We start from the raw sequence: 20,822 nt of genomic DNA on the forward strand, positions 1-20,822 counted from the left end.
CTCCATTCGCTCCATCAGTTGCCGTTCCGACCGGATGCCATAGAACGCCTGCAGCAGCATCGCCCGCAACAGACGCTCCGGCGCAATCGACGGCCGACCCAGGCGAGCCGGATACAGCGCCGCGAACTCCCCCGTCAGATCGGCCAACGCCGCATTCGCTATCTCCCGGACCGTCCGCAGTGGATGATCCACGCGAACCCGAGCCTCCAGATCCACATAGCTGAACAGCGATCCTAGACGCTCATCCGATCCGCGCATCATCGCCCCGTCTGAACTCTCAGATCAGTGAATCATCTTCCAATGATCGCTGCGATGTCTTTTTCAACAGCCTGCTAGACCACGTCCAAGCATCGCGCGACAGCAACACCTTTCTGGCCCGCAAGATGCGGCCGATCGATGGCAGAGAACTGTCGGAAAGATCGCCTGTTGCCGCACGTAGTGCAGCTTCATGAGACTGTTATCAATTTGGGGGTATACGGTGAGCAAAGAGGAACAAGTCGAACTCGGCAAGCAATTGATCGGCGAACTTCGTCAGTCGTTTGCTCGCGGCGATTGGGACGAGACGACGCGAACCTACGAACAGATCGCGACCATGAAGACCGACCGCGCCGTTCGGCTCGAGGCAACTTGTCTCGCGGTTCGGGCTCTCGTCGCAGTCCAGCAGCGTTCGGCGGCCCGCCACCTGCTGAGGATCGTCGCCAAGGGCGACTACAGGAAGCCGGCACACTATGAATTTCTGGCGCGAGCCTATCTCGATCTGAAGCAATACAAGGGCGCAGCAGAAGCCTGTGCTCGCGCCGAAGAGCTGCGCGTTGCGGAAATGAAATGAAGAAGCCCCGCCGTTTTCAGGTCGGAAGACTGTTCAAGCGGACGTCTGCCGAAAAAGCTCCCGCCAGAACATCGTCTGAACCCGTGTCCGGCGAAAAGCCTTTTGAGCCCGTTGAAAAGCAACAAGTGGAGATGAAGATGGCAGACCAGCCCGTCAAGAAACCCGATATCGACATTGCCGCACTTCGTGGGGAGGTCGAGCTGCTGGAGTTGCAAGTACGCAAACTGCAGGCGCGTGATTACCTTCAAAACTATAGGGTCAAGCGGGCAACGGCCAAGAAGGGCTGATCCGCCACCAAAGCACATCGCGCCGCCAGCATAGAGCTGGCGGCGCGATCCTGACAGACACTCTCGTCTACTCCGCCATCGATGCGCATCGCGGCTTCAGCGGCAATCCCGTGGCGCGCAAGCCCATAAGCTTCATTCTCATGCGATGAAGGGGATGGTCGCCGTAAGGCTGGTCCTGATCCTCGCATACAGTTTGCCGCGCCGCCCCAAGACTGGAGACTCCCTTCCCCCGCTCGCGATCATGTTCACATGATGCGGAAGGTGCACCATCTCGCGATGCCTCGCGCGAGATCCGGTCGCATGTGAAGCGCAAATACTCGATGCGGCGCTACACGAGACATCTGGCCCGGTGATTGAAGTTGCGCGCCGTTCGACGAGCGGGCTTCACCACGGTTCTACAGCAGCTCCTTGCGGGCCATCTCGGCGCGTGAGGCGCCGATCGCGGTCTTGACGTCCTTCTGCTCTTCCGGCGGCGGAAGGACGGCCTTCATGCCAAGCGAAGCAATCGCCAGCTCACGGCACCATCCCTTGGAATGGTAGAGGTGCTCGTCCTCCTCATCCTCGACCTCGTCGAGCGCCGCCTGGATCGCCTTCTTCTCCGTGCCGCGCGCGGCCTCGGCAAAGAGGGTCAGCAGTTCCCAGTTCGAATGATCCTTGGTCTCGGCGTGGACCACGCACTCGCAGGCCACGATCTCCGCCGCTTCCGGCGGTGCCGTCCCCTTGGCGAGCTTCATCGCGGCCACCAGCGAACCGCCGATGTGTCGGACGACCTCGCGGCCGGGCGTCTCCGCCGGAGGGACGCCCAGTTCGGACATCAGCGTCGTCACGATCTCGACGTGCCGCTTCGTCTGATCGAGATACTTCTGCCACTCTTCCTTCAACTCGTCGTTGAGCACGCAGGTCAAGGCCGTCTCATAGACCTTGACCCCGCCCATCTCGGTTTCGAGCATCTGCTGAAGCAGTTCGTTGCGCTGTTCGATATTCATCTCACGCCTCCATCCTGGCTTGTGGCGGCGTAATGGCTCGGGCGCTCCAACGTTGCATGGCGCAGGCGATGGCCGTCAGGGCACCTGCATCATCGATTTGAACAGCGCCGCGGCCTGCTCCTCCAGCGACATGCGCTGCAGCCGCGATTTCGCCTCGACGACCGGGTCCTGTCGCGGCACAACTACCTCGTTCGGCTGCGGCGCCTCGTGCGACAGGGTGGCCCCCTGCTTCAGCAGCTGCCGCAGCGTCCGCTCGTCGGCGACGAGTCTGCGCGCGGTGGCCCAACCCGGCACCCCGTCTGCCGGCTCGGCGCCCATCTCATGCGCAAGTGCGTCCGCCACAGCGGCGGATTCGAAAACGCATTCGATGATCGTGGGGCCGGTCGCGAAGGAGCGACGGAGCGCGAACCGCTCGGCGTCCAGTTTCGAACGAATGAGCCGGAGTACCCTCTTCTCAGCGGTTACCGCCGCCGGCGACGACGCATCGGCCGTGGCGAGGCGGATGCGGATGCCGTGCGGCTCCGGAACGGACTGGAAGAAGGCCGACCAGTCGAGCCGCCGGCCACGGGCGCCGCTCATCGGCCGCCTCTCGCGGAACGACACAGGGATACGAGTGTAACGGGCCCTTTCATCCTTCTCCCCTTTTCGAGCCGACCGGGAAAACGTGGGACCGGAGAAAAGGTTGCAGCCGAATTAAACTGGCCGCAGGTGACGCGACACCCGGGCCAGGCGCAGCGAGTCCTCGAGCTTCTCCCGCTCGCGTCGCCAGCGCTCTGCTTCTCTCTCGGCCTTTGCGTCCAGCGCCGCGCGGGCGCGCTCGATCTCCGAGACGGCGGCTCCGTGGCGCGCCTCGGCCTTTTCGAGCCCCGCCGTCGCAGTCGCAATGGCGCGATCCCGCCGCGCCGCTTCCGTGCGACGGGCCGTCGCCTCCTTCCGTTCCCGGCGTTCGCGACGCTCGCGTTCCCTCTCGAAGGCGCGCGCGGCTTCACGCTCTTCCTTGCGGCTGGCCGGCGTCTCCGCGACGGGGCCGCGCTTCGGCGCCGCAGCCTTGGTTTTCCCGGCCTTGGGCTTCTTCGCGACCTCGCCCTCGAACGGCTCCTCCGACGCTTCGGCCCCCTCCCGGAAGGGCTGATCGGTGCCGACCGGCCGCCGCAGAACGACGCCCGGCCGCGCCATCGTCGCCTTCACGATGGCCGCATCGTCCGTCTGTTGGGCAAAACCCTGGTGAAACAGGTTGGCTCCGGCGCCCCACGCTTCGAGCGCCGCTTTCATCGACGGCGCCGACACCGCAAGATCGAAGAAGCCCGCCGACGTCGTGAAGGCCTTCAGCTTCCGTGCCATCCGCTCGTCCCCCGTGGAGCCGCAGAAAACGCTCCGGGTTCGCGCCGGTTGCCGGCCGGCGGGCCGCGCCGGTCCTATGCCGGGCGCGGGCTCACGGCATAGATGGCGACGGGCCGGGTCTTGCCCTTCACGACCACCACGTCGACCGGACGGATCGCGCTGGCCTCCGGGTCCGACAGTTCCCGGTAGGTGAATTCCGAGATCAGCATCGGCGCGGCATAGTCCTTGGTCAGGCCCTCGATCCGTGCCGCAAGGTTCACGGCATCGGATATGACGGTCCCGTCCATGCGATGCTTCTCGCCGATCGTACCCAGCATCAGCGAACCGGTGTTGATACCGATGCCGATCTCGATCGGCTCGAGGCCGGCGGCGCGCCGTTCGGCATTGAAGCCGTCGAGCGCCGCCAGCATGGCGAGCCCGGCCCGCAACGCATCGTCGGCATTGGTGAACAGAGCCATGATGGCGTCGCCGATATACTTGTCTATGAAGCCATGGTGGTCGCGGATGACCGGACCCATGCGCTCCAGATATGTGTTGATGAAGGCGAAGGTCTCGTCGGGCGTCATCCGTTCCGACAGGGTGGTGAAGCCGCGAATATCCGAGAACAGGATGCTCATGGTGCGCCGCCGGTTGTCGCCCAGCTCGACATCGGCGACGGACGGCTTGCCGACGATCGACAGGAAGGCCTGCGGCACGAAGCGCTCGATCGAGACGTTGGTATGCTTGAGATCGAGGATCGTGCGCCGCACCGCATCGCGCATCGAGGCGAAGCTGCTGGCGAGCTGACCGATCTCGTCGACGCGGCCGGTGTTGGCGATGGCCTGGTCGAGGTCGCCGGCCGCGATGGCGCCGGCCTCGCCGCGCAGGCTGAACAGCGGATCGAGAAGCTGCCTCTGCAGGAGGCGCGAGGCGATCCAGAACACGAGCGGCAGCATGATCGCGAGCACGACGATCGAACTCAGCAGCACCTGCAGGACAGCCTGCCGCGCGAGGCCGGTGTCGTAGGTGATCTTGCGGATGACGAACTTGGAAGACACCGGATGACCGGCCTGCGTGCCGGCCGCGGTCTCCTCGCCGCTGTAGACGGTGAGATAGCGGCCGCCGCCGGCGGGCACTTCCTCGCGACGCACCTCCATCAGGCGCTCGACCAGAGCCGGGTCGAGCTTCTGGCCGATATGCAGCAGCGACCACGCGCCCGCCGGCGTGACGAGAAACACGTCGACTTCCTTCAGGTAGGGATTGGAGTGCAACGCGTCGGCGAACAGATCCTGGAAGAAGTAGGTGCCCATCCAGCCGAAATTTCCCTCCGCCAGGCTGGCGCGCACCTCCGTCGAGGTCTCGATGATGTAGTCCTTTCCGGCGGGGCCGAAGTAGCTGTAGGTGCGCAGGGTGCCGGTCAGGCTGGACAGGTCGATGCCGTCGCTCATCACCTTGTTCGAGCCGTAGACCGTATCGAGGAAGCGCGTGAAGCTGCTTTCGGGAAAGGTCAGGTTCATGTCGCTCGCAAGGTTGGTCTGGAAGACCCTGTGCGAGCGATCGACGAAGTAGATGTGCTGCACGCCGTACTTGCGGGTCAGCGCATCGAGGTCGGCGACGGTGAGCTCGGCGGGCGTCCGGCCGGTGCGGTCGAGCTCGGCCGCGATCTCCGGCAGCACCTTCTCCATGTGCGCGACGATCTCCGCGTGCTGCGAACGCAGCAGCCGCTCGAAGACGGCGAAGCGGTCCGAGAGGCTCGCCTCCAACCGGTGAATCTCGGCGTCCTGCTTCTGCGAGACCAGCCGGTACATCGCGACCGAAGCCACCACCGTCGCGCCGAGGCTCACCGCCACCATGACGGCGAACAGGAAGACGCCGACCTTGCGCTTCAATCCCATCGACTACCCCCTGCCCCGAGCCCCGGAGAGCGGGTACGCGGCCCCTATTTCGACACGCCGAAGAACATATTGGGAAAGTACAGCGCGATGTCGGGGAAGGCGATCAGGATCAGCACGCCGACGAAGGTCACCAGCACGTAAGGGATGACCGACCAGTAGATGTCGCTCATCGTCACGTCCGGCGGCGCCACCGCCTTCAGGTAGAACAGGTTGAAGCCGAAAGGCGGCGTCATGTAGCCGATTTCCATCATGATGATGAAGATCACGCCGAACCAGATCGGATCCCAGCCGTAGGATTCCACCACGGGCAGGAAGACCGGCAGGGTGATCAGCATGATGCCGACGGGATCGAGCACCATGCCGAGCAGCAGCAGCACGAGGAGCATGAAGGCCAGCGCCCCCCACTGGCCGCCCGGGATGAGCGACATCAAGTGGTTCATCAGCTCGTTCGCGCCCAGCGTCGTATAGGCCGTCGAGAAGGCATGGGCGGCGAACAGAATCCACATGATCAGCGCCGTGAGACGCAGCGTCTGCATCGCCGCATCCGTCAGAACCGGGATCGACAGCTTGCGATGGACCGCAGAGGCGACCAGCGCGCCGAACACGCCGAGCGCCGCCGCTTCGGTCGGCGTCGCGAAGCCGCCGAAGATCGCGCCCAGCACCAGGACAACGATCAGCAGTGGCAGGAAAACCGCCTTCAGCGAAGCGATCTTGAGCCCCCAATCGCCGCGGTCCTCGACCGGCAGCGCCGGCGCCAGCGACGGCTGCAGCCAGGCGCGCACGGCAATGTAGATCGTCACCAGCACGAACAGCAGGATGCCGGGCCCGATGCCGGAGGCGAACAGCCGGCCCACCGAGACCTCGGTCAGCAGCGCATAGAGCACCATCAGGATGGACGGCGGAATGAGGATGCCCCAGCCACCGCCGCAGTTGATCGCACCGATGGCCAGCCGCTTGTCGTAGCCGCGCTCCAGCATGCGCGGCAGGGCGATCGTGCCCATGGTCACGACGGCGGCGCCGCTGATGCCGCTCATGGCCGCGAAGATGGCGCAGATCGCCACCGTGCCGATCGCCAGGCCGCCGCGCATCGCCCCGAACCAGACGTGCATCATGCGGTAGAGGTCCTGCGCCACACCGGATTTCTCCAGCAGCATCGCCATGTACACGTACATGGGAATGGCGATCAGCGTGAAGCTCATCATGGAGTCCCAGAACTTGGACGCCACGATGTAGAAGCCGACCGACCCCATGGTGAAATAGAGGAAGATGCAGGAGATGCCGCCGAGGGTGAAGACGAGCGGCGTTCCGATGAACAGGAACAGCAGCAGCGACCCGAAGAACAGCAGGGTGACGAGTTCGACAGACACGGGGCTCGTTCCGATCAGTGAGAGGATTCGTCGGTGGCTTGCTTGCCGAAGATCGCGGGATCGTTCTCGAGCCCCATGACCGTGCGGATGTCGGAGGCGATGCGTACCAGCCCCTGCAGAAGCAGCAGAATTCCGGCAATCGGGATCGCGAGCTTGACTGGCCAGATGTGCGGATTCCAGATGCTGCTCGACCGTTCGAGCTTCTCCGCCGACTCCCACGCCATGTCGGCGCTCTGCCAGATGAGGACACCGAGGAACAGGAAGAACAGGAACGAGGTGGCAAGGTCGACCTTGGCCTTCGCCACCCGGCTGAACCGGCCGTAGATGATGTCGACGTTGACGTGCCCGCGCTCAACCAGCAGGTAGCCGCCGCAGATCACGGCATAAACGCCAAAGATCAACTGGGCGAACTCGGCGGTCCAGATCTCGGCGCTGCCGACCACGTATCGCATGATCACGTCGGCCATCAGCAGGAGGAACATCGGGATGATCAGCCAGGCGGCGACCCTAGCGATCCAGACGTTGAGGCGGGTGATCGCGCCGGCGATCTTGAGCATCCTGACACCTGTCGGTTCAACGGCCACGACACGGCGGCACCCGCACGGATGCCGCCGCTCCACGAGTTCGAGGCTCAGACGTAACCTAGGTCGGTCATCAGCTTGATCAGGGCCTTGGCACCCTTGGCGGAGATCTCGCCCTTCGCCTCTTCCTTCTTCAGGATGCCGGTCGAGGCGTCGGCGAATCTCTTCAGCACGTCGTCGGGCCAGCGCACGACCTCGACGTTCATCTTCGCCTTGCCGGTGTTCAGGGCGATCGCCTCCTGCTGGAGGTATTCGACCGAGCGCAGGAAGTAGCGCTCCTCGAGCAGCGAGAGGAACTGCAGCTTGAGGTCGGCGGGCAGCTTGTCGAGCGCCGCCTTGTTCACGATCCAGGCGTCGTTGGTGATACCGAGCGCCGGCTTCATGTGGAAGCGCGCGACTTCCCAGAACTTCATCGACAGGGCGCCGATTGCCGCGCCCCAGTGGGCGCCGTCGACGACGCCGGTCGAGATGGCCTGGTAGATTTCCGGGCCAGCGATCTGCTGCGGCGACGCGCCCGCCGCCGCGAGATATTCCAGCATCGAGCCGGTCGAACGGACCTTGAGCGAGCCGAGGTCGGCCGCGGAGGCAATCTTCCGCCGCAGTACCACCTCGGTCGGATAGGCCTTCTCGGCCTTGATCAGTACGCCCTTCGGCACCAGCTCGTCGTTGACCAGCTTCTCGATGCCGAGATTCTTGGTCAGCTGCAGCATCTCCCAGGTCTCGCGCAGCGTGCCGGGCACGCCGTAGAACAGGCCCATCGCCTGGGCTTCGCCCAGGATGTAGGACGGCGAGATCGTGCCCATCGGCACGACGCCGCGGCGGACGATGTTGTAGATCTCGCGATCCTTCGCGATCTCGCCGGCGCCGAACGTCTCGAGTTTGAAGCGCCCGCCGGTGCGCGTGTCGAGTTCCTTGCCGAGCGCCACGAGACTGTCGTTGAACGAGCCCGATGCCTTCGGCCAGTGCGATTGCACCTTCCACGTCACCTTGTCCTGCGCGAGCGCCGGACCGACGATCGCCGGCGCCGCCAGCACCGCAGCCGAACCCGCAAGCAGGTTTCGACGAAGGACCTTTCTGTCTTCGTTGGTCATTCTTGCCTCCACTGTTGTTGTGCTTTTTTTCGATGAGACACGCCTCGCACCATCGAGTCAATCGATGTGAATCGACGCGGGATGGCGAACCCGGCGAACGATCACCACCGATACGCGCATGCCATTTTTTCGCCACGTCCGCCGAAACGCACGTATGTTGCCGATGGCGGCCGCCAGCGATCGTCGACGGGCAACCCTCGGTCGCAGCATCGGACGCGGGAGCGCACGCAAGAACGCGCGGTCATCCCAACGCGGCAACGGACCTCCTGAGTGCCAGGCGTTCAAGCCGGTCGACCGCGCCGATCGCCCGCTGTCGTCCTGTCCGACCGATCAGAGGTGGACAGAAGCTGGCCTCCTCCCGCCTCTGCCGCCAGCCGGTATCCGCACGGTCTTCCTTGGACGATCGGGCCCGATTCAGGGGGTGCGACGTTGGCTTCGTTTGATTCGTTTATTTCGCTTGTTTCGTTTATCCGCCAGGAATCCGGCACGCGGCCTGCCCGGGGTCGGCAATCGCGTGCAGGATCGGCGGTTGCCCCAGACGCATCAGGTCGACGCTCGGGTGCGGCGTCAGCACCGTGACCTCGCTCGCCGAGCCGGACGGGCTTGAAAGTGGACCGCATACGTAACATATGAAGTTTCATGAGAAGAGACAGCCGACTTTCGGGCGTGCTCCACGTCCTGCTGCACATGGCCGAGCACCCGGATCCGATGACCTCGGAGATGCTGGCGCGCGCGATGGGCACCAATCCGGTGGTGATCCGCCGACTCATGGCGGGCTTGCGGGAGCGCGGCTTCGTTCAGTCCGAGAAGGGGCATGGCGGCGGCTGGACGATCGCGTGCGATCTTCGCGCCGTGACCCTGCGCGACGTTTACGAAGCGCTCGGCCGGCCCGCGCTGCTGGCCATGGGCAACCGCACGGAGGCGCCCGGCTGCCTCGTTGAGCAGGCGGTGAACGCGGCCCTCGGCGACGCCTTCGACGAAGCCGAAGCGCTGCTTCTGCGCCGCTTCGGCGCGCTCACCCTCGCGGCGCTGAGCGCCGACTTTCACAAACGACTCGCCCGACGCGGCGGATCGACCGACCTGGAGAAAAACCATGCAGCATGACGCCGTCATCATCGGAGGCGCCTTCGCCGGCCTCGCCGCCGCCACCTACCTCGCCCGCGCGCGGCGGCGCGTGTGCGTCATCGATGCTGGACGACCGCGCAACCGTTTCGCCGAAGCGTCGCACGGTTTCCTCGGGTCGGACGGCAGCGATCCGTCATCGATCCTCGCCCGGGCGCGCGCGCAGCTCGCCGCCTATCCCGGCGTCACCTTCATCGAGGGCGAAGCCTCGGATGCAAGCGTCCGCGACGACGGATTCGCGGTCTCGCTCGCGGCGGGTGGGGAGATCGCCGCGCACAAGGCGATCCTTGCCTTCGGGCTGCGCGACGAGCTGCAGCCGATCCCCGGTCTGCAGGAACGCTGGGGCCGGACGGTGCTGCATTGCCCCTACTGCCACGGGTTCGAATTCAGCGACCGCCCGCTCGGGGTGCTCTTTCGCACGCCGATGTCGGTCCACCAGGCCTGCCTGGTCGCCGAATGGGGGCCGACGACGCTGTTCCTGAACGGCGCGGACCTCGTGCCCGAAAGCATGGAGATGCTCGCGCGCCACGGCGTGACGGTCGAACGTGACAGGGTGAACCGTCTGGTCGGCGAGGGCAGCGCCCTGTCCGGGGCCGAGTTCGAGGATGGCCGGGTGGCTGACCTCGCCGCGCTCTATGTCGCGCCGCAATCCTGTCTGGCCAGCCCGATCGCCGAACAGCTCAGTGTCGCGATCGACGAAGGACCGATGGGCCCGATCATCCGCACCGATGCCGACAGGATGACCAGCGTGCCTGGCCTCTACGCCGCGGGCGACATCGCCCGCGCGCCGCACAGTGTCAGCTGGGCAGTGGCCGACGGCGTCACCGCCGGCACGTCGCTCCACCGCGCACTGGTGTTCGGCGGATGAACGCGGCGCAGTCCTTCGCCGCGCCGGCCATGATCGCGAACTATGTCGCAAGCACGCCGCACAAGGTGCCGGGCTATGCCGACCTGCATCGCATGGCGATGCTGCTGCTGGCCGAGCGTGCGCCTGCGCAGGCGGACATGCTCGTCGTCGGCGCCGGTGGCGGTCTCGAACTCAAGGCCTTCGCCGAGGCGCAGGCGGGCTGGCGTTTCGTCGGCGTCGATCCTTCGGCCGGCATGATCGAGCTGGCACGTCGCGTGCTGGGACCGCTGGGCGCGCGCGTCGATCTCCGGCAGGGCTTGGTCGACAGTGCGCCGCCGGGGCCGTTCGACGGCGCGACCTGTCTGCTGACCCTGCACTTCCTGCGACGGGAAGAGCGGCTGCATACGCTGCGGGAGACCCACCGGCGCTTGAAGCCCGGGGCGCCGCTCGTGGTCGCGCACCATAGTATCCCGGACGGAGGCGAGGCATCCGCGTGGCTGGCGCGATCAGCGGCCTTCGCGGGCGAACCGGGCACCGGTTTCGAAAGGGCGTGGATTTCGGCCGCGATGATGGAAGAGCACCTGCCTCTGCTGTCCGGCGAGGAAGAGGCCGCGATCCAGCGCGAAGCGGGCTTCTCCGACGTGGCTCTCTTCTACGCCGGCTTCTCGTTCAGGGGCTGGGTCTCGCGGGCGTGATCGCGCTCACGCGCCCGGCGTGTTGCTCGCGTTCAGGAGCTGCGAAACCGCAGTGATGACCTGTGCCGGCGCGAAGGGCTTCGGCACCAGGATGCTGTTGGGCACGCCGAGCGAGGGCCAGTCATTGCTTTCGGAGCCCGTCATGTAGACCACCGGCATCTCGGGCTTCAGCTCGCGCGCGTGCCGCGCCACGTCCCAGCCGGTGGTACTCGATCCCAGCTTGATGTCGGTGACGAGGGCCCGCACTTCCTGGCCCCGGGCGTCGAGCGCGGCCAGCGCCTCTTCCGCCGTCGCGGCGAGCAGCACGTCGTAGCCGCCATCCTTGAACGAATCACTCAAGATGTCGCCAATTTCCGCCTGATCCTCAGCGATCAGCACGAGCACCGCTGTCTTTTCCACAACGCCCCCCCAATGACCGGCGCTCCCAACGTCCGGATGCCGCCAGCTTACCCAACACGGCACTAGAACGACGGGAAGGTTCTGTTAGTTCCCGTACGCAAAAATGTAAGCCGAAACGCCGCAGGCACGCCCGCCTCACCCGATGACGGGGAACGTCACGGAGGTCGACGTGCCCTTCTTCGAACTCTCGATCGACACCTGGCCGCCGATCTGCCGCGCCAGCGATTCGATCAGCTTGAGACCCGAACCGCTGGAATCCCCCTTCTCGAAGCCGTTGCCGTCGTCGGCGACGACCAAGCGACCTTCGCCGAACCCGATACCGGCCTGCAGGCGCACGACGATCCGGCCGGATCTTCCGGGGAAGGCGTGCTTCACGCTGTTGGTCACCGCCTCGTTCACGATCAAGCCGAGCGGCACGGCACGCTCGATCGAAAGGGCGACGTCGTCGGCCTCGATCTCGATCGCGACATTCTCCACCTGCTGCTCCATCGAGGCGCACAGTGCGCGAAGATAACCGGCCACCTCGACGATCTGCGCATCCTGGCGCGCCGAGAGCTGGTCGTGCGCGAGCGAAATGGCATGGATACGGTTGGCGATGTGATCGAGCGCGCGATGGGTCTCGCCGGTCCCGAAGCGCCGCTTCTGCAGGCTGATCGAGGCAAGGATGAGCTGGAAGTTGTTCTTCACGCGGTGCTGCAGCTCGCGCAGCAGGGTCTCGCGCCGCCGCGCCTCCGCCGCCGCCTCTGCCAGCGCGGCAGCCTCGCTGCCCACCGCGGTCCGCCGCTCCAGAGTGGAGCCGATGATGGCTCCGGCCGCGATCAGGAAGGCCAGCGTGTCGGAACTGAAGTCGCGCGGCACCGTGCTATCGACCTCGAGCACGCCCCAGGCGGCGCCGTCGGTGAGAATCGGCACGTTCGCCAGCGAGACGATGCCATGCTCCCGCAGCGTCTCGGACAGCACGAATTCCGGCGCATTCGCGCAGTCGGGGATGCTGACCGGGTCGGCCGTCAGGTAGGCCCGGCCCGGCGGCGAGCGCAGGTCGGAGGGAAACGTCGCCACCCTCACCACGCCCTTCCTCCAGCCCGTGCCCGCGACCATCAGCAGGTCGGCCATTGCCGGACGGTACTGCAGGATCTTGACGTGATGGATCTCCACCGCGCGCCCGACCTGCACCACCGCCTGGTCGAGGAAGCGCTCCGCCGTCCAGGGCTGGCCGGCGAGCCTTCCCAGTTCGACGAGGATACGAACGTGCCGGCGGAGCTTCGCGACATCGGCCGCCATGCTGGCCGGAGGTGACTTGTCGGGCATGGGTCCTGAACGCTCGATACACGCAAAGGTGCCCGGCGTCGCGCCGGAGCAACGGTTCCGCGCTTCCCCGGATTTTTCTTACGAGCCCCTTGACGCGCGGAAAGGCATTTCTAGATCGATCCGTTGCCGGTAGCTGAACCGGCTCGCACAAATCGGCCGCCTTTCGGGGGCCGGGTCGCAACCATCGCTCAACGGAGGATGCTTCATGCGCAGCACCATCGATTTCGCACCCTTTTATCGCGGCACCGTCGGCTTCGACCGGGTCTTCGACCTGCTCGATTCGGTCGCCAGCCGCTCCGGCACGAACGGCTACCCGCCCTATGACATCGAGAAGACCGGTGACGATTCCTATCGGATCGTCATGGCGGTGGCCGGCTTCACCGAGGCCGAGCTCAACGTCATGCAGAAGGAGAACGAGCTGCTGATCGGCGGCAAGTCGTCTGGCGGCGAGGACAAGCGGGAGTATCTCCATCGCGGCATCGCATCCCGTGACTTCGAGCGCACCTTCCAGCTCGCCGACCATGTCAGGGTCGTGGACGCGCGGCTGGCCAACGGCCTGCTGACCGTCGACCTGCGGCGCGAAGTGCCGGAGGAGAAGAAGCCGCGCGTCATTGCGATCGAAAAGGCGGCGCCGCGGGCGTCGATCGCCCGGCAGTAGCGTCCGCCCCTTCCATCGTTTCGTTCAACAGGAGGACAGGCATGACTGGCTCAGCTGCTTCCACGAACACCCAGTGGAAGCCCCTTCACTCGCTCCCCCTGGCGGCTCCGCCGTCTCACCTCGTGGCAGAGACGCCACGCGGGCGCATCCTCGTGGTCGAAGACCAGGCGGTGGTGGCGCTCGACCTGCAGCGGACCCTGCGCGAGGCGGGCTATCGCGTCATCGGACCGGCCACCAGCTTGCCCGCCGTCGAGGGATTGCTGGCCCGCGGCAGGATCAATGCCGCCATCGTCGACGCCGATGTCGGGCGGCTCGCCTTCGTGCTGGCGGACCGGCTGGCCGATGCAAGCGTGCCGGTGCTGTTCCTGGCGGATGGCACCAACCCGCTGCCCGCCCGCCATGCCGGCGCGCCGATCCTGGAGAAGCCCTTCTCCCGGCCGCGCCTGCTCGAGGCGTTGGAGAACGTGCTCACCGCCCGGCGTCTCGCCGACGAGGAGCTGACCTACGCCATCTCCCCGCCACCGGCGAGCTGGCCGCGTGTGTTCCCGCAACTCTGACGGTCGGTCAAGAACGGCGCGGCGAAGGACGCATCTCCTTCGCCGCGCGATCACGCGAATGTTTTCGTTTCGCGTGGGCAGCCGGCGATTTCGCGGCTTGTCCAACCCGGGATGCTCCGACCTATGATACCCGGTGGAGTAACCAGCCGGGTCACGAAGAGCTGGACTTCGATGTCGCCTGCAGATGCCACAGCGTCGATGGTCACATGGGAGGAACAAGGATGACCGACGAACGGACTCAACGTCTCGTCCACTCGCGTCACTACTGCACCGACCGGCTCGTCGAAGTGAAGGGCGAGATCGCCCGCTTCCAGGATGAAAGCCACGCCCTCAAGGCAAAACTGGAAATCGCCGCCAACGAGGCGGCGCTGAGCCTGATCCGCCGGCGCCGGCGTTTCCTCGGTCGCCGCCTCGAAGAATTGAAAGCCGAACGGGCGGCGCTCGCCTCGGAGCTGGAGGCGTCGACGCATGAGTTGAACGCACCGCTGGCAATGCCCGAGCCTACCGCCATGCACCAGTAGCCAGCTATCGCGACCGCGGCGTACGCGGCTTCTTCGGTTCGGGCGCGGAGGTCCAGTTCGGGCCCTCATCGTCTCGAGCAGCGCCCTGGCCGACGCGGACGACGCGCCGTCCTCGCCGAGCCAGACGGTCCAGGCATCGTCGTCGAAGATCGCGGGCATGCGCGGCTCCTCCTCGCCGCTTTCGATCGTGCGCCGAATGAGGTCGTCGGCCAGTACGATCACCATCACGCAGAACGGCAGCGGCGCCGGCTGGCCCTCGATCGCAGAGCGCGGCCACACGACGGCGAAGCCGCGCCACGGCGCCTTGGAAGTCCCCAATCCGCAGGGTGTCAAACCATTCACAGGCCGCGCGGAATGGTCGAAAATCATTACAAAACAATGACTTGGGTGGTGATTTTTACTGTGGCAAAATTACAACATTTGTTGGACGGGCCGCCCTCCGTCGGCCATTATCCCGGCAGGCCGCAGGCCGCCACCTTTGGTTCCACACGGAGAAAAGATAATGGCGTTGGAAGCCGGTCACCTGATCCCCTCACGCTCCCGCCTCCTCTCCCGGGCCACGGCCTGGTCGGTGGCGATGCTGGCCACCGCGGCCCTGATCGGAACGACCGGTGTCGTTTCGCCCGCGATGGCCCAGGCCAAGGTTCCGGCAAAGTCCAAGCTCAAGCCCGCCGTCAAGGCCGTCAAGGCGGCGCCGACCGATCCGACCGACCGGATGGCCGACGAGCTGAACGCCAGGTGGCAGCAGCAGAACAGCAATTTCGCCGGCTTCAATTCCGCAGCGCCCGCCGCGGCCGTGACCCCGGCCGCTTTCTCGGCCGGACCCGCCGCAGCCCCGGCCGCTGCGAGCCCCGCCACCAGCGAATGGGGCGATCGCCTCGTGTCACGCGCGATGAACTATCTCGGCACGCCCTATCGCTACGGAGGCACCTCGCCCAAGACCGGCTTCGACTGCAGCGGCTTCGTCTACTATCTCTACGGCGCCGTCTTCGGACAGCGTATCCCGCGCATGCCGCACGACATGGTGCGCGAGGCGACACCGGTCGCGCGCAGCGACCTGCAGAAGGGTGACCTGGTGATGTTCGGCTATCGCGGCGCCATCACCCATGTCGGCATCTACAGCGGCAACGGCCAGTTCGTGCACGCCACACATCGCGGCTCGCCGGTCATGGTGACCTCGCTCGACGCCGACTACTACAACACGCGCTACCTGAAGGCCGTGCGACTCACGCCGCAATAGGCCTGCGAAACGCGACTCGCGCCGGGGGATTGCCCGGCGGGCGGGTGGATGGAATAGTCCGCGGCGATCCTGCGACCGTACCGCCCGGAACCGCTCTCTCACATGCACATCGACCTCGAAATCGACCACGACCGGCGACTGGTCGTTGCCCGCGCGCAAGGCGCTCTGCAGCTCACCGACATCGGCAGCTATTTCGCGCGGCTCGTCTTCGAGAAGACGCTCGGCTACCGGAAAATCTTCGACGGGCGCAACGCCTGGCTCGACCTGGCGGATCACCATATCGGGATGCTCAAGGGCCATGTGCGGGCGATGGGCAACCGCGGCTCGCGCGGTCCGGTGGCGATCGTCGCGACGACCCCGCGCGGCATCGAGGGCGCCCGTCTCTTCATGCAGTTGCCGGCGGCCGACCGCGTCGCACAGCTCTTCGACTCGATCGACGCGGCGCGGAACTGGCTCGGCCCGCAGGACGCGGTGCCAGTCGAGGCGCCAGTCGATCGCCCGCCCGCCGGAAGCCCCCTCGTCGCCCGCCCCGCCCTCACCGCCGCCAGCGCGCGCGAGCGCGCCGAGAAAGCGCGCCGGCTAGCCTGGGAATTGTCGAAGATCGAGGATCGCGACCGTCTGCTCGATTATGCGCGCGAACTCGACGAGCAGGCGCGGATGCTCGAAGGAGCGGTCGCTAGGTCAGCATGAGCGCCTTGCGCACCCGCTCCGCGACCTGCGGCGAGAATTCGAACTCCTGCTGCGTGGCCCAGCCGACGTAGCGGCGTACCGGCTTCGCGCCAAGCACCTCGGTGAGGCGCAACGCATCGTTCTCTTCCTCGAAGGCGGCCTGCACGAGCAGGCGGCCGCGGTCGCGCCCGACCCGGATCGCCCAGTCGCCCTTTACGCGCAGCGCCACGATGAGACGCGCGAGCAGCTTCGGCCGTTCGATCCGGTCGACCTCATGCTCGCCGGTCACCAGATGGCAGCCGGGATGCCAGCTCATCAGGCGCTCCCACGGCACCGGTTTGCCGCCGGACGATCCCCGGCCAACGGTCCGCGCCTTCGCACCCGCCTTGACTGCCGCCATTCTCCGCTTCCCTCGCGCATCACGTCTTGACCGACGCTTTGTGGATCGTCGCGATCGAACGCTCAAGCGCGGCGTCGAATTCGGGGTCACTCATCGTGACCTTGAGGCCCTCGGTCAGCGCGCGCGAGAAGCTCGCGATCATGCCCGGCGTCGCGGCGAGGCGGCGGCAGGCCTCTTCGCGCGAGTAGCCGCCCGACAAAGCCAGCAGCCGCGCCACGCCTTCGTGCTCCAGCAGATCGACATACCGGCCGGGATCGCTGGGCAGGGTCAGCTTGAGAATGACCCGGCTGCCTCCGGGCAGATCGTCGAGACGGCGCCGCAGCTCCTCGTGCAGCATCGTCTCGGCGGCTTCCTTGTCGGGACTGTCGATCAGGACCTCGGGCTCGACGATCGGCATCAACCCGTGGCCTGCGATCCGCTCAGCGATCTCGAACTGCTGATCGACCACGGCCGCGATGCCTTCGCGCGACGCGTGCCGGATGGTCGAGCGCATCTTGGTACCGAAGACGCCGAGCCGCCCCGCCTCCACCAGCCGCGCCTCGAGACCGGACATCTCCTTCATCAGGCTCACCCCGCCCCGCTCGGCCTGCAGTCCCTCATCGACCTTGAGGAACGCAACGATCCCGCGCCCCCAGAGGAACGCCGGCACCGGCGTGCCGCCAGCCGTGCCCTGCATCGTACCCTCAAACAGGATGGCGCCAAGGACGCGCTCGCCGGTGAACGAGGGCGCGGTCATGATCCGCACGCGCATCTCATGCATCAGCGCGAACATCTGCGTCTCATTCCCATATGCGCTCGCCGCGATGCCGTACTGGGCCAGCGCTTTGGGCGTGGAGCCGCCGCTCTGGTCGAGCGCGGCGAAGAAACCGGCGCCATGCGCGACCTTGTCCTGCATCTTTTCCCGATCGTCCGCCATCCCGCCCTCGCTTCGCTGCCGATGCCCTGTTCACGTCACGATCCGGTGAGGGCGGTACCGGGCGTGAAACCGACTCTGACGTTCGAACGTAGAGAAGGTTGCAGGGCTGTTCACAGGCGCTGCTTGTTCAACTGCGGAGTGCCGAGTGGATAGATCGAGCGCCGAGATCCTTAAGCAACTCCTCGTCGACAACTGGCGCGACTGTGGGCTGGTCCTGCTCGACACGGAGGGCAAGGTGCTGAGCTGGAATGCCGGTGCCAAGGGCTTGCTGGGATACGAGGAAGCCGATGCGGTGGGCCAACCCTTCGCCCATATCGTCCCGCCCGAGAGCCTCGACGAAGGCGGCGCGCCGCTGTCGCTGTCCAAGGCGCGGCGGTTCGGGCGGCACGAGGAGATCTGCCGGCGGACGCGCCGCGACGGGGCCGGTCTCGAAGTGCGCGAGGTGGTGATCCCGTTGCGCGACCCGCAGCACAATCTGGTGGCCTTCGGCCTCATGATGCAGGCACTCGAGGCCACGAGAGCCGGCGCGACGGCGCCCGCAGTGCAGCCGGCGACCCGGTCACCCAAAGTGCTGCTGGTCGACGACGAGGAGATCGTGCGGGTGATGGCCGTTCACCAGCTCGAGGACCTGGGCTACGAGGTGCTCCACGCCGCGAGCGGCCCGGAAGCGCTGGACATACTGAAGCGCGACGAGAGCATCGACGTGCTCTTCACCGACGTCATCATGCCCGGCATGGACGGCGGCCGGCTCGCCGAAGAGGCGCGCACCATCCGGCCCGACATCCGCATCCTCTTCACGTCCGGCTACTTCGAGCACGCGCTGGTCGAGCGGGGCAACATCAAGCCGAATGCGAACCTGCTGGTGAAGCCTTATCAACGACGCGATCTCGCCCGCATGATGAACAGGATTCTCGCGAGGGACGTCGTCGATACGCAGGAACGGGCGTGGCTTTCCAAGGGCGGGGCGCCGTCGCCCGAAGAGGCGAGGGTCGATCTTGCGCGCGTCTGACCTTGTCCTCGCCGCCACGCTCTGCCTGTCGCTGCTGATCGCGGGAACCGCTCCGCCCGCGAAGGCGATGACCTTCTCGGTCCTGACCGAGCCCGACGGCACGCGCATCGTTCTGGCGCAGGGGCCGGTGGCCGACGGCGACGCCGCGCGGCTCGGCGTTGCCCTGCAATCGGCCGATCGCGACGCTGCGGGCTACAAAGTGCTGGCGCTCGACAGTCCGGGCGGCGCGATCGTCGAGGCCTTCGCCATGGTCGGCGTGATGGACCGCGAAAAGGTCGCCACCGTGGTGCGGACGAATGCCACCTGCGCCTCGGCCTGCGCCCAGATCCTGTTCCTGTCGGGTGCGCACCGCACGATCGAGGGCAATGGCCGGCTCGGCCTGCATTCCTGTCACACCGCGGGCGACCGCAGCCGGTCGGTGGCCTGCAACGAGCTGATCGCGCAGAACGCGATGGCGCGCGGCACGCCCTACACCTCGATCATGGTGTTCCTGCATCTGACGAGCCCGACGCAGATGAAGTGGCTGGGCGCCGCCGAGGCCGGCCCCCTCGGCTTCACCCGCAAGCCGTCCGACGTTCCCCAGGTTACAAGCGCCTATCGCATGTGAGCGGCCGAGAGCGGCTCCTCGACCGGGTCGAGCGGCCAGATCGGGCGGCGCAGCTTGGCGTAGGTGAAGCGCGAAGCGTCGGTCGAGCAAAGGCCGCCGGCATCGACCAGCATCACCTCCCGCGCGATCGGTTCGAAGGCGGCGCGGAAATGCTGCGAGCTCTTCACCACGAGCACGTTGCGACCGAGCGGATCGATGCCCTGGCTGAGGAAGACCTGGAGGTCGATCGTGTGCATACGCGTCGAGGTCGCCACGACGTCGATGCTTTCGCCAAGGCGCAGCACGGCGGTCGCGCCCAGCGCCACCTGGACACCCGCATTCATCGGCCCGTCGTTGCGGAAGTTGCCGTCAGAGAGATGACGCACCTCGGCCGTCGCCTGCACCGGCGCGCCGAGCGAGGGATCGGTATGGCCGCCCAGCGCCACCTCGATGTGCGCGCCGACGCCCGCCTTCAGCGCCTGCCGTACCGTGCCGGGATCGTAGATCGTGCCGACCGCCACGTTGGGGATGCCGGCGTCGAGCAGCGCGCGCAGCAGATTGGGCGCGTCGTTGTAGCCGCCGCCGCCGGGATTGTCGGTGCCCTCGGCCAGCACCAGCGGCCGATCTCCGCCGCGCCGCGCGGCCGCCACCGCCTCGTCGATCGAGCGATAGGACGAGGAGAACTCGGTGCGGCGCGCCCACATCTCGGCGATCAGCGCCTCAGCGGCCTGCCGCGCGGCGTCTTCCGCGCCCGGCTCATGGCTGACGGCGATCGACGGACCGGCCCACGGAATATCCGACCAGGTGAAGCCCACCTGGATCGACACCACGTTCAGTCCCGGCTGCTTCTCGAAGGCTTCGGCGCGGGCCAGCAGGTCGCGCATGATGCCAGGCTGCGTGGTGCGGCCGTGGTCGGCGCCCTTCAGCATCGCCGGCTGGACCAGCAGGCAGCGCGGGCTCTTGCGTCCCTGCAGCGCATCCTCGACGAGCTGGGCGGCCTGCTGCGCGCGCTCGTAGCCGTCGACATGCGGATAGGTGCGATAGCTCACCAGCGCATTGGCATGGCGCGCCATCCGCGCCGTGGCGTTGGCGTGCAGGTCGAGCGTCGCGACCACCGGCACGTCGGGCCCGACCACACCGCGCAGCGCCTCGAGCAGCGCGCCCTCGGCATCGTCCTCGCTCTCGCTTACCATGGCGCCGTGCAGCGACAGGCAGACGGCATCGACACCGCCCTTGCCGTCACGGCGGCCGCGCGCCGCGTCGAGGATCCGGTCGCGAATATGCTCCCAGGCCTCCCGCGTGAGCGGCCCCGAGGGAATGGTGTTGGCGGCCACGCCCCACACCGGCTCCCAGCCATGGGTCTTCGCGGCGTCGATGAAGCCGCCCAGCTCGTTCCGCGTGCCGGTGAAGTTGGGCACGATCGCCGCGCCCTCGACGAGGCGCTGGCGGCGATAATCCTCCAGCGTGGTTGGCAGCTTCGAGAAGGTGTTGGTCTCGTGCATGAACTGCGCGATCAGGACCCGGCTCGCCATGTCGGAA

Annotated in this window: 26 protein-coding genes; 13 read left to right on the top strand and 13 right to left on the bottom strand. The window is 66.6% G+C overall.

The window, feature by feature from the left end; genetic code table 11:
• On the bottom strand, window positions 1–258 hold a 258-nt coding region (locus tag ACT6UX_RS28765; protein ID WP_444778619.1), incomplete at its 3' end, for a transposase.
• A gap of 220 nt (window positions 259–478) precedes the next feature.
• Here ACT6UX_RS28765 and ACT6UX_RS28770 point away from each other — a divergent pair.
• Together ACT6UX_RS28770 and ACT6UX_RS28775 are read left to right on the top strand one after the other, a co-directional pair.
• Window positions 479–829, top strand: a complete 351-nt coding sequence (locus tag ACT6UX_RS28770; protein ID WP_444778586.1) for a hypothetical protein — start codon at window positions 479–481, stop codon at window positions 827–829.
• On the top strand, window positions 826–1,116 hold the full coding sequence (locus ACT6UX_RS28775; RefSeq protein ID WP_444778587.1) for a hypothetical protein: 291 nt from the start codon (window positions 826–828) through the stop codon (window positions 1,114–1,116). Before ACT6UX_RS28770 ends, ACT6UX_RS28775 begins: the two co-directional genes overlap by 4 nt.
• A gap of 395 nt (window positions 1,117–1,511) precedes the next feature.
• Here the strand turns inward: ACT6UX_RS28775 and ACT6UX_RS28780 are convergent, their stop codons facing one another.
• The 7 genes from ACT6UX_RS28780 to dctP form a co-directional block, all read right to left on the bottom strand.
• The gene (locus ACT6UX_RS28780; RefSeq protein ID WP_444778588.1) at window positions 1,512–2,102 is read right to left on the bottom strand and encodes a demethoxyubiquinone hydroxylase family protein; all 591 of its coding nucleotides are present in this window, start codon (window positions 2,100–2,102) and stop codon (window positions 1,512–1,514) included.
• 75 nt (window positions 2,103–2,177) lie between these two features.
• A complete protein-coding gene (locus ACT6UX_RS28785) occupies window positions 2,178–2,681 on the bottom strand; it encodes a hypothetical protein (protein ID WP_444778589.1) in 504 nt (167 codons plus the stop codon).
• Between the two features lie 114 nt (window positions 2,682–2,795).
• On the bottom strand, window positions 2,796–3,443 hold the full coding sequence (locus tag ACT6UX_RS28790; RefSeq protein WP_444778590.1) for a cell envelope biogenesis protein TolA: 648 nt from the start codon (window positions 3,441–3,443) through the stop codon (window positions 2,796–2,798).
• Between the two features lie 74 nt (window positions 3,444–3,517).
• Window positions 3,518–5,317: an adenylate/guanylate cyclase domain-containing protein gene (locus ACT6UX_RS28795; RefSeq protein WP_444778591.1), complete on the bottom strand. Its 1,800-nt coding sequence runs from the start codon at window positions 5,315–5,317 to the stop codon at window positions 3,518–3,520.
• Window positions 5,318–5,361: 44 nt separating this feature from the next.
• A complete protein-coding gene (locus ACT6UX_RS28800; protein ID WP_444778592.1) occupies window positions 5,362–6,684 on the bottom strand; it encodes a TRAP transporter large permease in 1,323 nt (440 codons plus the stop codon).
• Between the two features lie 14 nt (window positions 6,685–6,698).
• A complete protein-coding gene (locus ACT6UX_RS28805) occupies window positions 6,699–7,241 on the bottom strand; it encodes a TRAP transporter small permease subunit (RefSeq protein ID WP_444778593.1) in 543 nt (180 codons plus the stop codon).
• A 74-nt stretch (window positions 7,242–7,315) separates the two neighbouring features.
• The gene (gene dctP, locus ACT6UX_RS28810) at window positions 7,316–8,356 is read right to left on the bottom strand and encodes a TRAP transporter substrate-binding protein DctP (protein WP_444778594.1); all 1,041 of its coding nucleotides are present in this window, start codon (window positions 8,354–8,356) and stop codon (window positions 7,316–7,318) included.
• 639 nt (window positions 8,357–8,995) lie between these two features.
• Between dctP and ACT6UX_RS28815 the strand changes: the two genes are divergently transcribed.
• The 3 genes from ACT6UX_RS28815 to ACT6UX_RS28825 are packed head-to-tail and all read left to right on the top strand — an operon-like array spanning window position 8,996 to window position 11,020.
• On the top strand, window positions 8,996–9,460 hold the full coding sequence (locus ACT6UX_RS28815) for an Rrf2 family transcriptional regulator (RefSeq protein ID WP_444778595.1): 465 nt from the start codon (window positions 8,996–8,998) through the stop codon (window positions 9,458–9,460).
• Window positions 9,450–10,346, top strand: coding sequence for an NAD(P)/FAD-dependent oxidoreductase (locus tag ACT6UX_RS28820; protein ID WP_444778596.1), 897 nt, complete (start codon window positions 9,450–9,452; stop codon window positions 10,344–10,346). Before ACT6UX_RS28815 ends, ACT6UX_RS28820 begins: the two co-directional genes overlap by 11 nt.
• Entirely contained in the window at window positions 10,343–11,020 is a 678-nt protein-coding gene (locus tag ACT6UX_RS28825) for a class I SAM-dependent methyltransferase (protein WP_444778597.1), read from the top strand. The genes ACT6UX_RS28820 and ACT6UX_RS28825 overlap by 4 nt, the downstream gene beginning before the upstream one ends.
• A gap of 6 nt (window positions 11,021–11,026) precedes the next feature.
• Here the strand turns inward: ACT6UX_RS28825 and ACT6UX_RS28830 are convergent, their stop codons facing one another.
• Complete coding sequence (locus ACT6UX_RS28830; RefSeq protein ID WP_444778598.1) at window positions 11,027–11,404, bottom strand: response regulator; 378 nt, start codon at window positions 11,402–11,404, stop codon at window positions 11,027–11,029.
• Window positions 11,405–11,554: 150 nt separating this feature from the next.
• On the bottom strand, window positions 11,555–12,727 hold the full coding sequence (locus tag ACT6UX_RS28835) for a sensor histidine kinase (protein ID WP_444778599.1): 1,173 nt from the start codon (window positions 12,725–12,727) through the stop codon (window positions 11,555–11,557).
• Between the two features lie 205 nt (window positions 12,728–12,932).
• On the opposite strand from ACT6UX_RS28835, the gene ACT6UX_RS28840 reads away from it, so the two are divergent.
• The 6 genes from ACT6UX_RS28840 to ACT6UX_RS28865 all read left to right on the top strand — a co-directional run bounded on the left by ACT6UX_RS28840 (window position 12,933) and on the right by ACT6UX_RS28865 (window position 16,393).
• Complete coding sequence (locus ACT6UX_RS28840) at window positions 12,933–13,385, top strand: Hsp20 family protein (RefSeq protein ID WP_444778600.1); 453 nt, start codon at window positions 12,933–12,935, stop codon at window positions 13,383–13,385.
• Window positions 13,386–13,426: 41 nt separating this feature from the next.
• Window positions 13,427–13,942, top strand: a complete 516-nt coding sequence (locus tag ACT6UX_RS28845; RefSeq protein WP_444778601.1) for a response regulator — start codon at window positions 13,427–13,429, stop codon at window positions 13,940–13,942.
• Between the two features lie 221 nt (window positions 13,943–14,163).
• Entirely contained in the window at window positions 14,164–14,463 is a 300-nt protein-coding gene (locus ACT6UX_RS28850) for a hypothetical protein (protein WP_444778602.1), read from the top strand.
• 157 nt (window positions 14,464–14,620) lie between these two features.
• Entirely contained in the window at window positions 14,621–14,845 is a 225-nt protein-coding gene (locus tag ACT6UX_RS28855) for a hypothetical protein (RefSeq protein WP_444778603.1), read from the top strand.
• Between the two features lie 120 nt (window positions 14,846–14,965).
• Window positions 14,966–15,703 carry a C40 family peptidase gene (locus ACT6UX_RS28860; RefSeq protein WP_444778604.1) on the top strand — a complete coding sequence of 246 codons (738 nt, stop codon included), beginning with the start codon at window positions 14,966–14,968 and terminating at the stop codon, window positions 15,701–15,703.
• Window positions 15,704–15,805: 102 nt separating this feature from the next.
• Entirely contained in the window at window positions 15,806–16,393 is a 588-nt protein-coding gene (locus ACT6UX_RS28865; RefSeq protein WP_444778605.1) for a hypothetical protein, read from the top strand.
• On the opposite strand, the gene ACT6UX_RS28870 is transcribed toward ACT6UX_RS28865, so the two are convergent.
• Window positions 16,380–16,772 carry a hypothetical protein gene (locus ACT6UX_RS28870; protein ID WP_444778606.1) on the bottom strand — a complete coding sequence of 131 codons (393 nt, stop codon included), beginning with the start codon at window positions 16,770–16,772 and terminating at the stop codon, window positions 16,380–16,382. The genes ACT6UX_RS28865 and ACT6UX_RS28870 overlap by 14 nt on opposite strands.
• Window positions 16,773–16,791: 19 nt before the next feature.
• Window positions 16,792–17,688, bottom strand: a complete 897-nt coding sequence (locus ACT6UX_RS28875) for a fructose bisphosphate aldolase (RefSeq protein WP_444778607.1) — start codon at window positions 17,686–17,688, stop codon at window positions 16,792–16,794.
• Window positions 17,689–17,833: 145 nt separating this feature from the next.
• On the opposite strand from ACT6UX_RS28875, the gene ACT6UX_RS28880 reads away from it, so the two are divergent.
• Both ACT6UX_RS28880 and ACT6UX_RS28885 read left to right on the top strand, forming a co-directional pair.
• Window positions 17,834–18,697: a response regulator gene (locus ACT6UX_RS28880; protein ID WP_444778608.1), complete on the top strand. Its 864-nt coding sequence runs from the start codon at window positions 17,834–17,836 to the stop codon at window positions 18,695–18,697.
• Window positions 18,684–19,304: a hypothetical protein gene (locus ACT6UX_RS28885; RefSeq protein ID WP_444778609.1), complete on the top strand. Its 621-nt coding sequence runs from the start codon at window positions 18,684–18,686 to the stop codon at window positions 19,302–19,304. Before ACT6UX_RS28880 ends, ACT6UX_RS28885 begins: the two co-directional genes overlap by 14 nt.
• Here ACT6UX_RS28885 and ACT6UX_RS28890 read toward each other — a convergent pair.
• The gene (locus ACT6UX_RS28890; RefSeq protein WP_444778610.1) at window positions 19,292–20,815 is read right to left on the bottom strand and encodes a M81 family metallopeptidase; all 1,524 of its coding nucleotides are present in this window, start codon (window positions 20,813–20,815) and stop codon (window positions 19,292–19,294) included. The two genes, ACT6UX_RS28885 and ACT6UX_RS28890, sit on opposite strands and share 13 nt — an antisense overlap.
• Between the last annotated feature and the right edge of the window lie 7 nt (window positions 20,816–20,822).

Origin of the sequence: Reyranella sp. (genome assembly GCF_052439685.1) — a bacterium.
GTDB lineage: Bacteria > Pseudomonadota > Alphaproteobacteria > Reyranellales > Reyranellaceae > Reyranella.

Excerpts from the sequence above, each read along its gene's own strand:
- ACT6UX_RS28775 (WP_444778587.1), top strand. The coding sequence starts at position 826 with ATGAAGAAGCCCCGCCGTTTTCAGGTCGGAAGACTGTTCAAGCGGACG.
- ACT6UX_RS28780 (WP_444778588.1), bottom strand. The coding sequence starts at position 2,102 with ATGAATATCGAACAGCGCAACGAACTGCTTCAGCAGATGCTCGAAACC.
- ACT6UX_RS28785 (WP_444778589.1), bottom strand. The coding sequence starts at position 2,681 with ATGAGCGGCGCCCGTGGCCGGCGGCTCGACTGGTCGGCCTTCTTCCAG.
- ACT6UX_RS28790 (WP_444778590.1), bottom strand. The coding sequence starts at position 3,443 with ATGGCACGGAAGCTGAAGGCCTTCACGACGTCGGCGGGCTTCTTCGAT.
- ACT6UX_RS28795 (WP_444778591.1), bottom strand. The coding sequence starts at position 5,317 with ATGGGATTGAAGCGCAAGGTCGGCGTCTTCCTGTTCGCCGTCATGGTG.
- ACT6UX_RS28805 (WP_444778593.1), bottom strand. The coding sequence starts at position 7,241 with ATGCTCAAGATCGCCGGCGCGATCACCCGCCTCAACGTCTGGATCGCT.
- dctP (WP_444778594.1), bottom strand. The coding sequence starts at position 8,356 with ATGACCAACGAAGACAGAAAGGTCCTTCGTCGAAACCTGCTTGCGGGT.
- ACT6UX_RS28815 (WP_444778595.1), top strand. The coding sequence starts at position 8,996 with ATGAGAAGAGACAGCCGACTTTCGGGCGTGCTCCACGTCCTGCTGCAC.
- ACT6UX_RS28820 (WP_444778596.1), top strand. The coding sequence starts at position 9,450 with ATGCAGCATGACGCCGTCATCATCGGAGGCGCCTTCGCCGGCCTCGCC.
- ACT6UX_RS28825 (WP_444778597.1), top strand. The coding sequence starts at position 10,343 with ATGAACGCGGCGCAGTCCTTCGCCGCGCCGGCCATGATCGCGAACTAT.
- ACT6UX_RS28835 (WP_444778599.1), bottom strand. The coding sequence starts at position 12,727 with ATGCCCGACAAGTCACCTCCGGCCAGCATGGCGGCCGATGTCGCGAAG.
- ACT6UX_RS28840 (WP_444778600.1), top strand. The coding sequence starts at position 12,933 with ATGCGCAGCACCATCGATTTCGCACCCTTTTATCGCGGCACCGTCGGC.
- ACT6UX_RS28845 (WP_444778601.1), top strand. The coding sequence starts at position 13,427 with ATGACTGGCTCAGCTGCTTCCACGAACACCCAGTGGAAGCCCCTTCAC.
- ACT6UX_RS28850 (WP_444778602.1), top strand. The coding sequence starts at position 14,164 with ATGACCGACGAACGGACTCAACGTCTCGTCCACTCGCGTCACTACTGC.
- ACT6UX_RS28855 (WP_444778603.1), top strand. The coding sequence starts at position 14,621 with ATGCGCGGCTCCTCCTCGCCGCTTTCGATCGTGCGCCGAATGAGGTCG.
- ACT6UX_RS28860 (WP_444778604.1), top strand. The coding sequence starts at position 14,966 with ATGGCGTTGGAAGCCGGTCACCTGATCCCCTCACGCTCCCGCCTCCTC.
- ACT6UX_RS28865 (WP_444778605.1), top strand. The coding sequence starts at position 15,806 with ATGCACATCGACCTCGAAATCGACCACGACCGGCGACTGGTCGTTGCC.
- ACT6UX_RS28870 (WP_444778606.1), bottom strand. The coding sequence starts at position 16,772 with ATGGCGGCAGTCAAGGCGGGTGCGAAGGCGCGGACCGTTGGCCGGGGA.
- ACT6UX_RS28875 (WP_444778607.1), bottom strand. The coding sequence starts at position 17,688 with ATGGCGGACGATCGGGAAAAGATGCAGGACAAGGTCGCGCATGGCGCC.
- ACT6UX_RS28890 (WP_444778610.1), bottom strand. The coding sequence starts at position 20,815 with ATGGCGAGCCGGGTCCTGATCGCGCAGTTCATGCACGAGACCAACACC.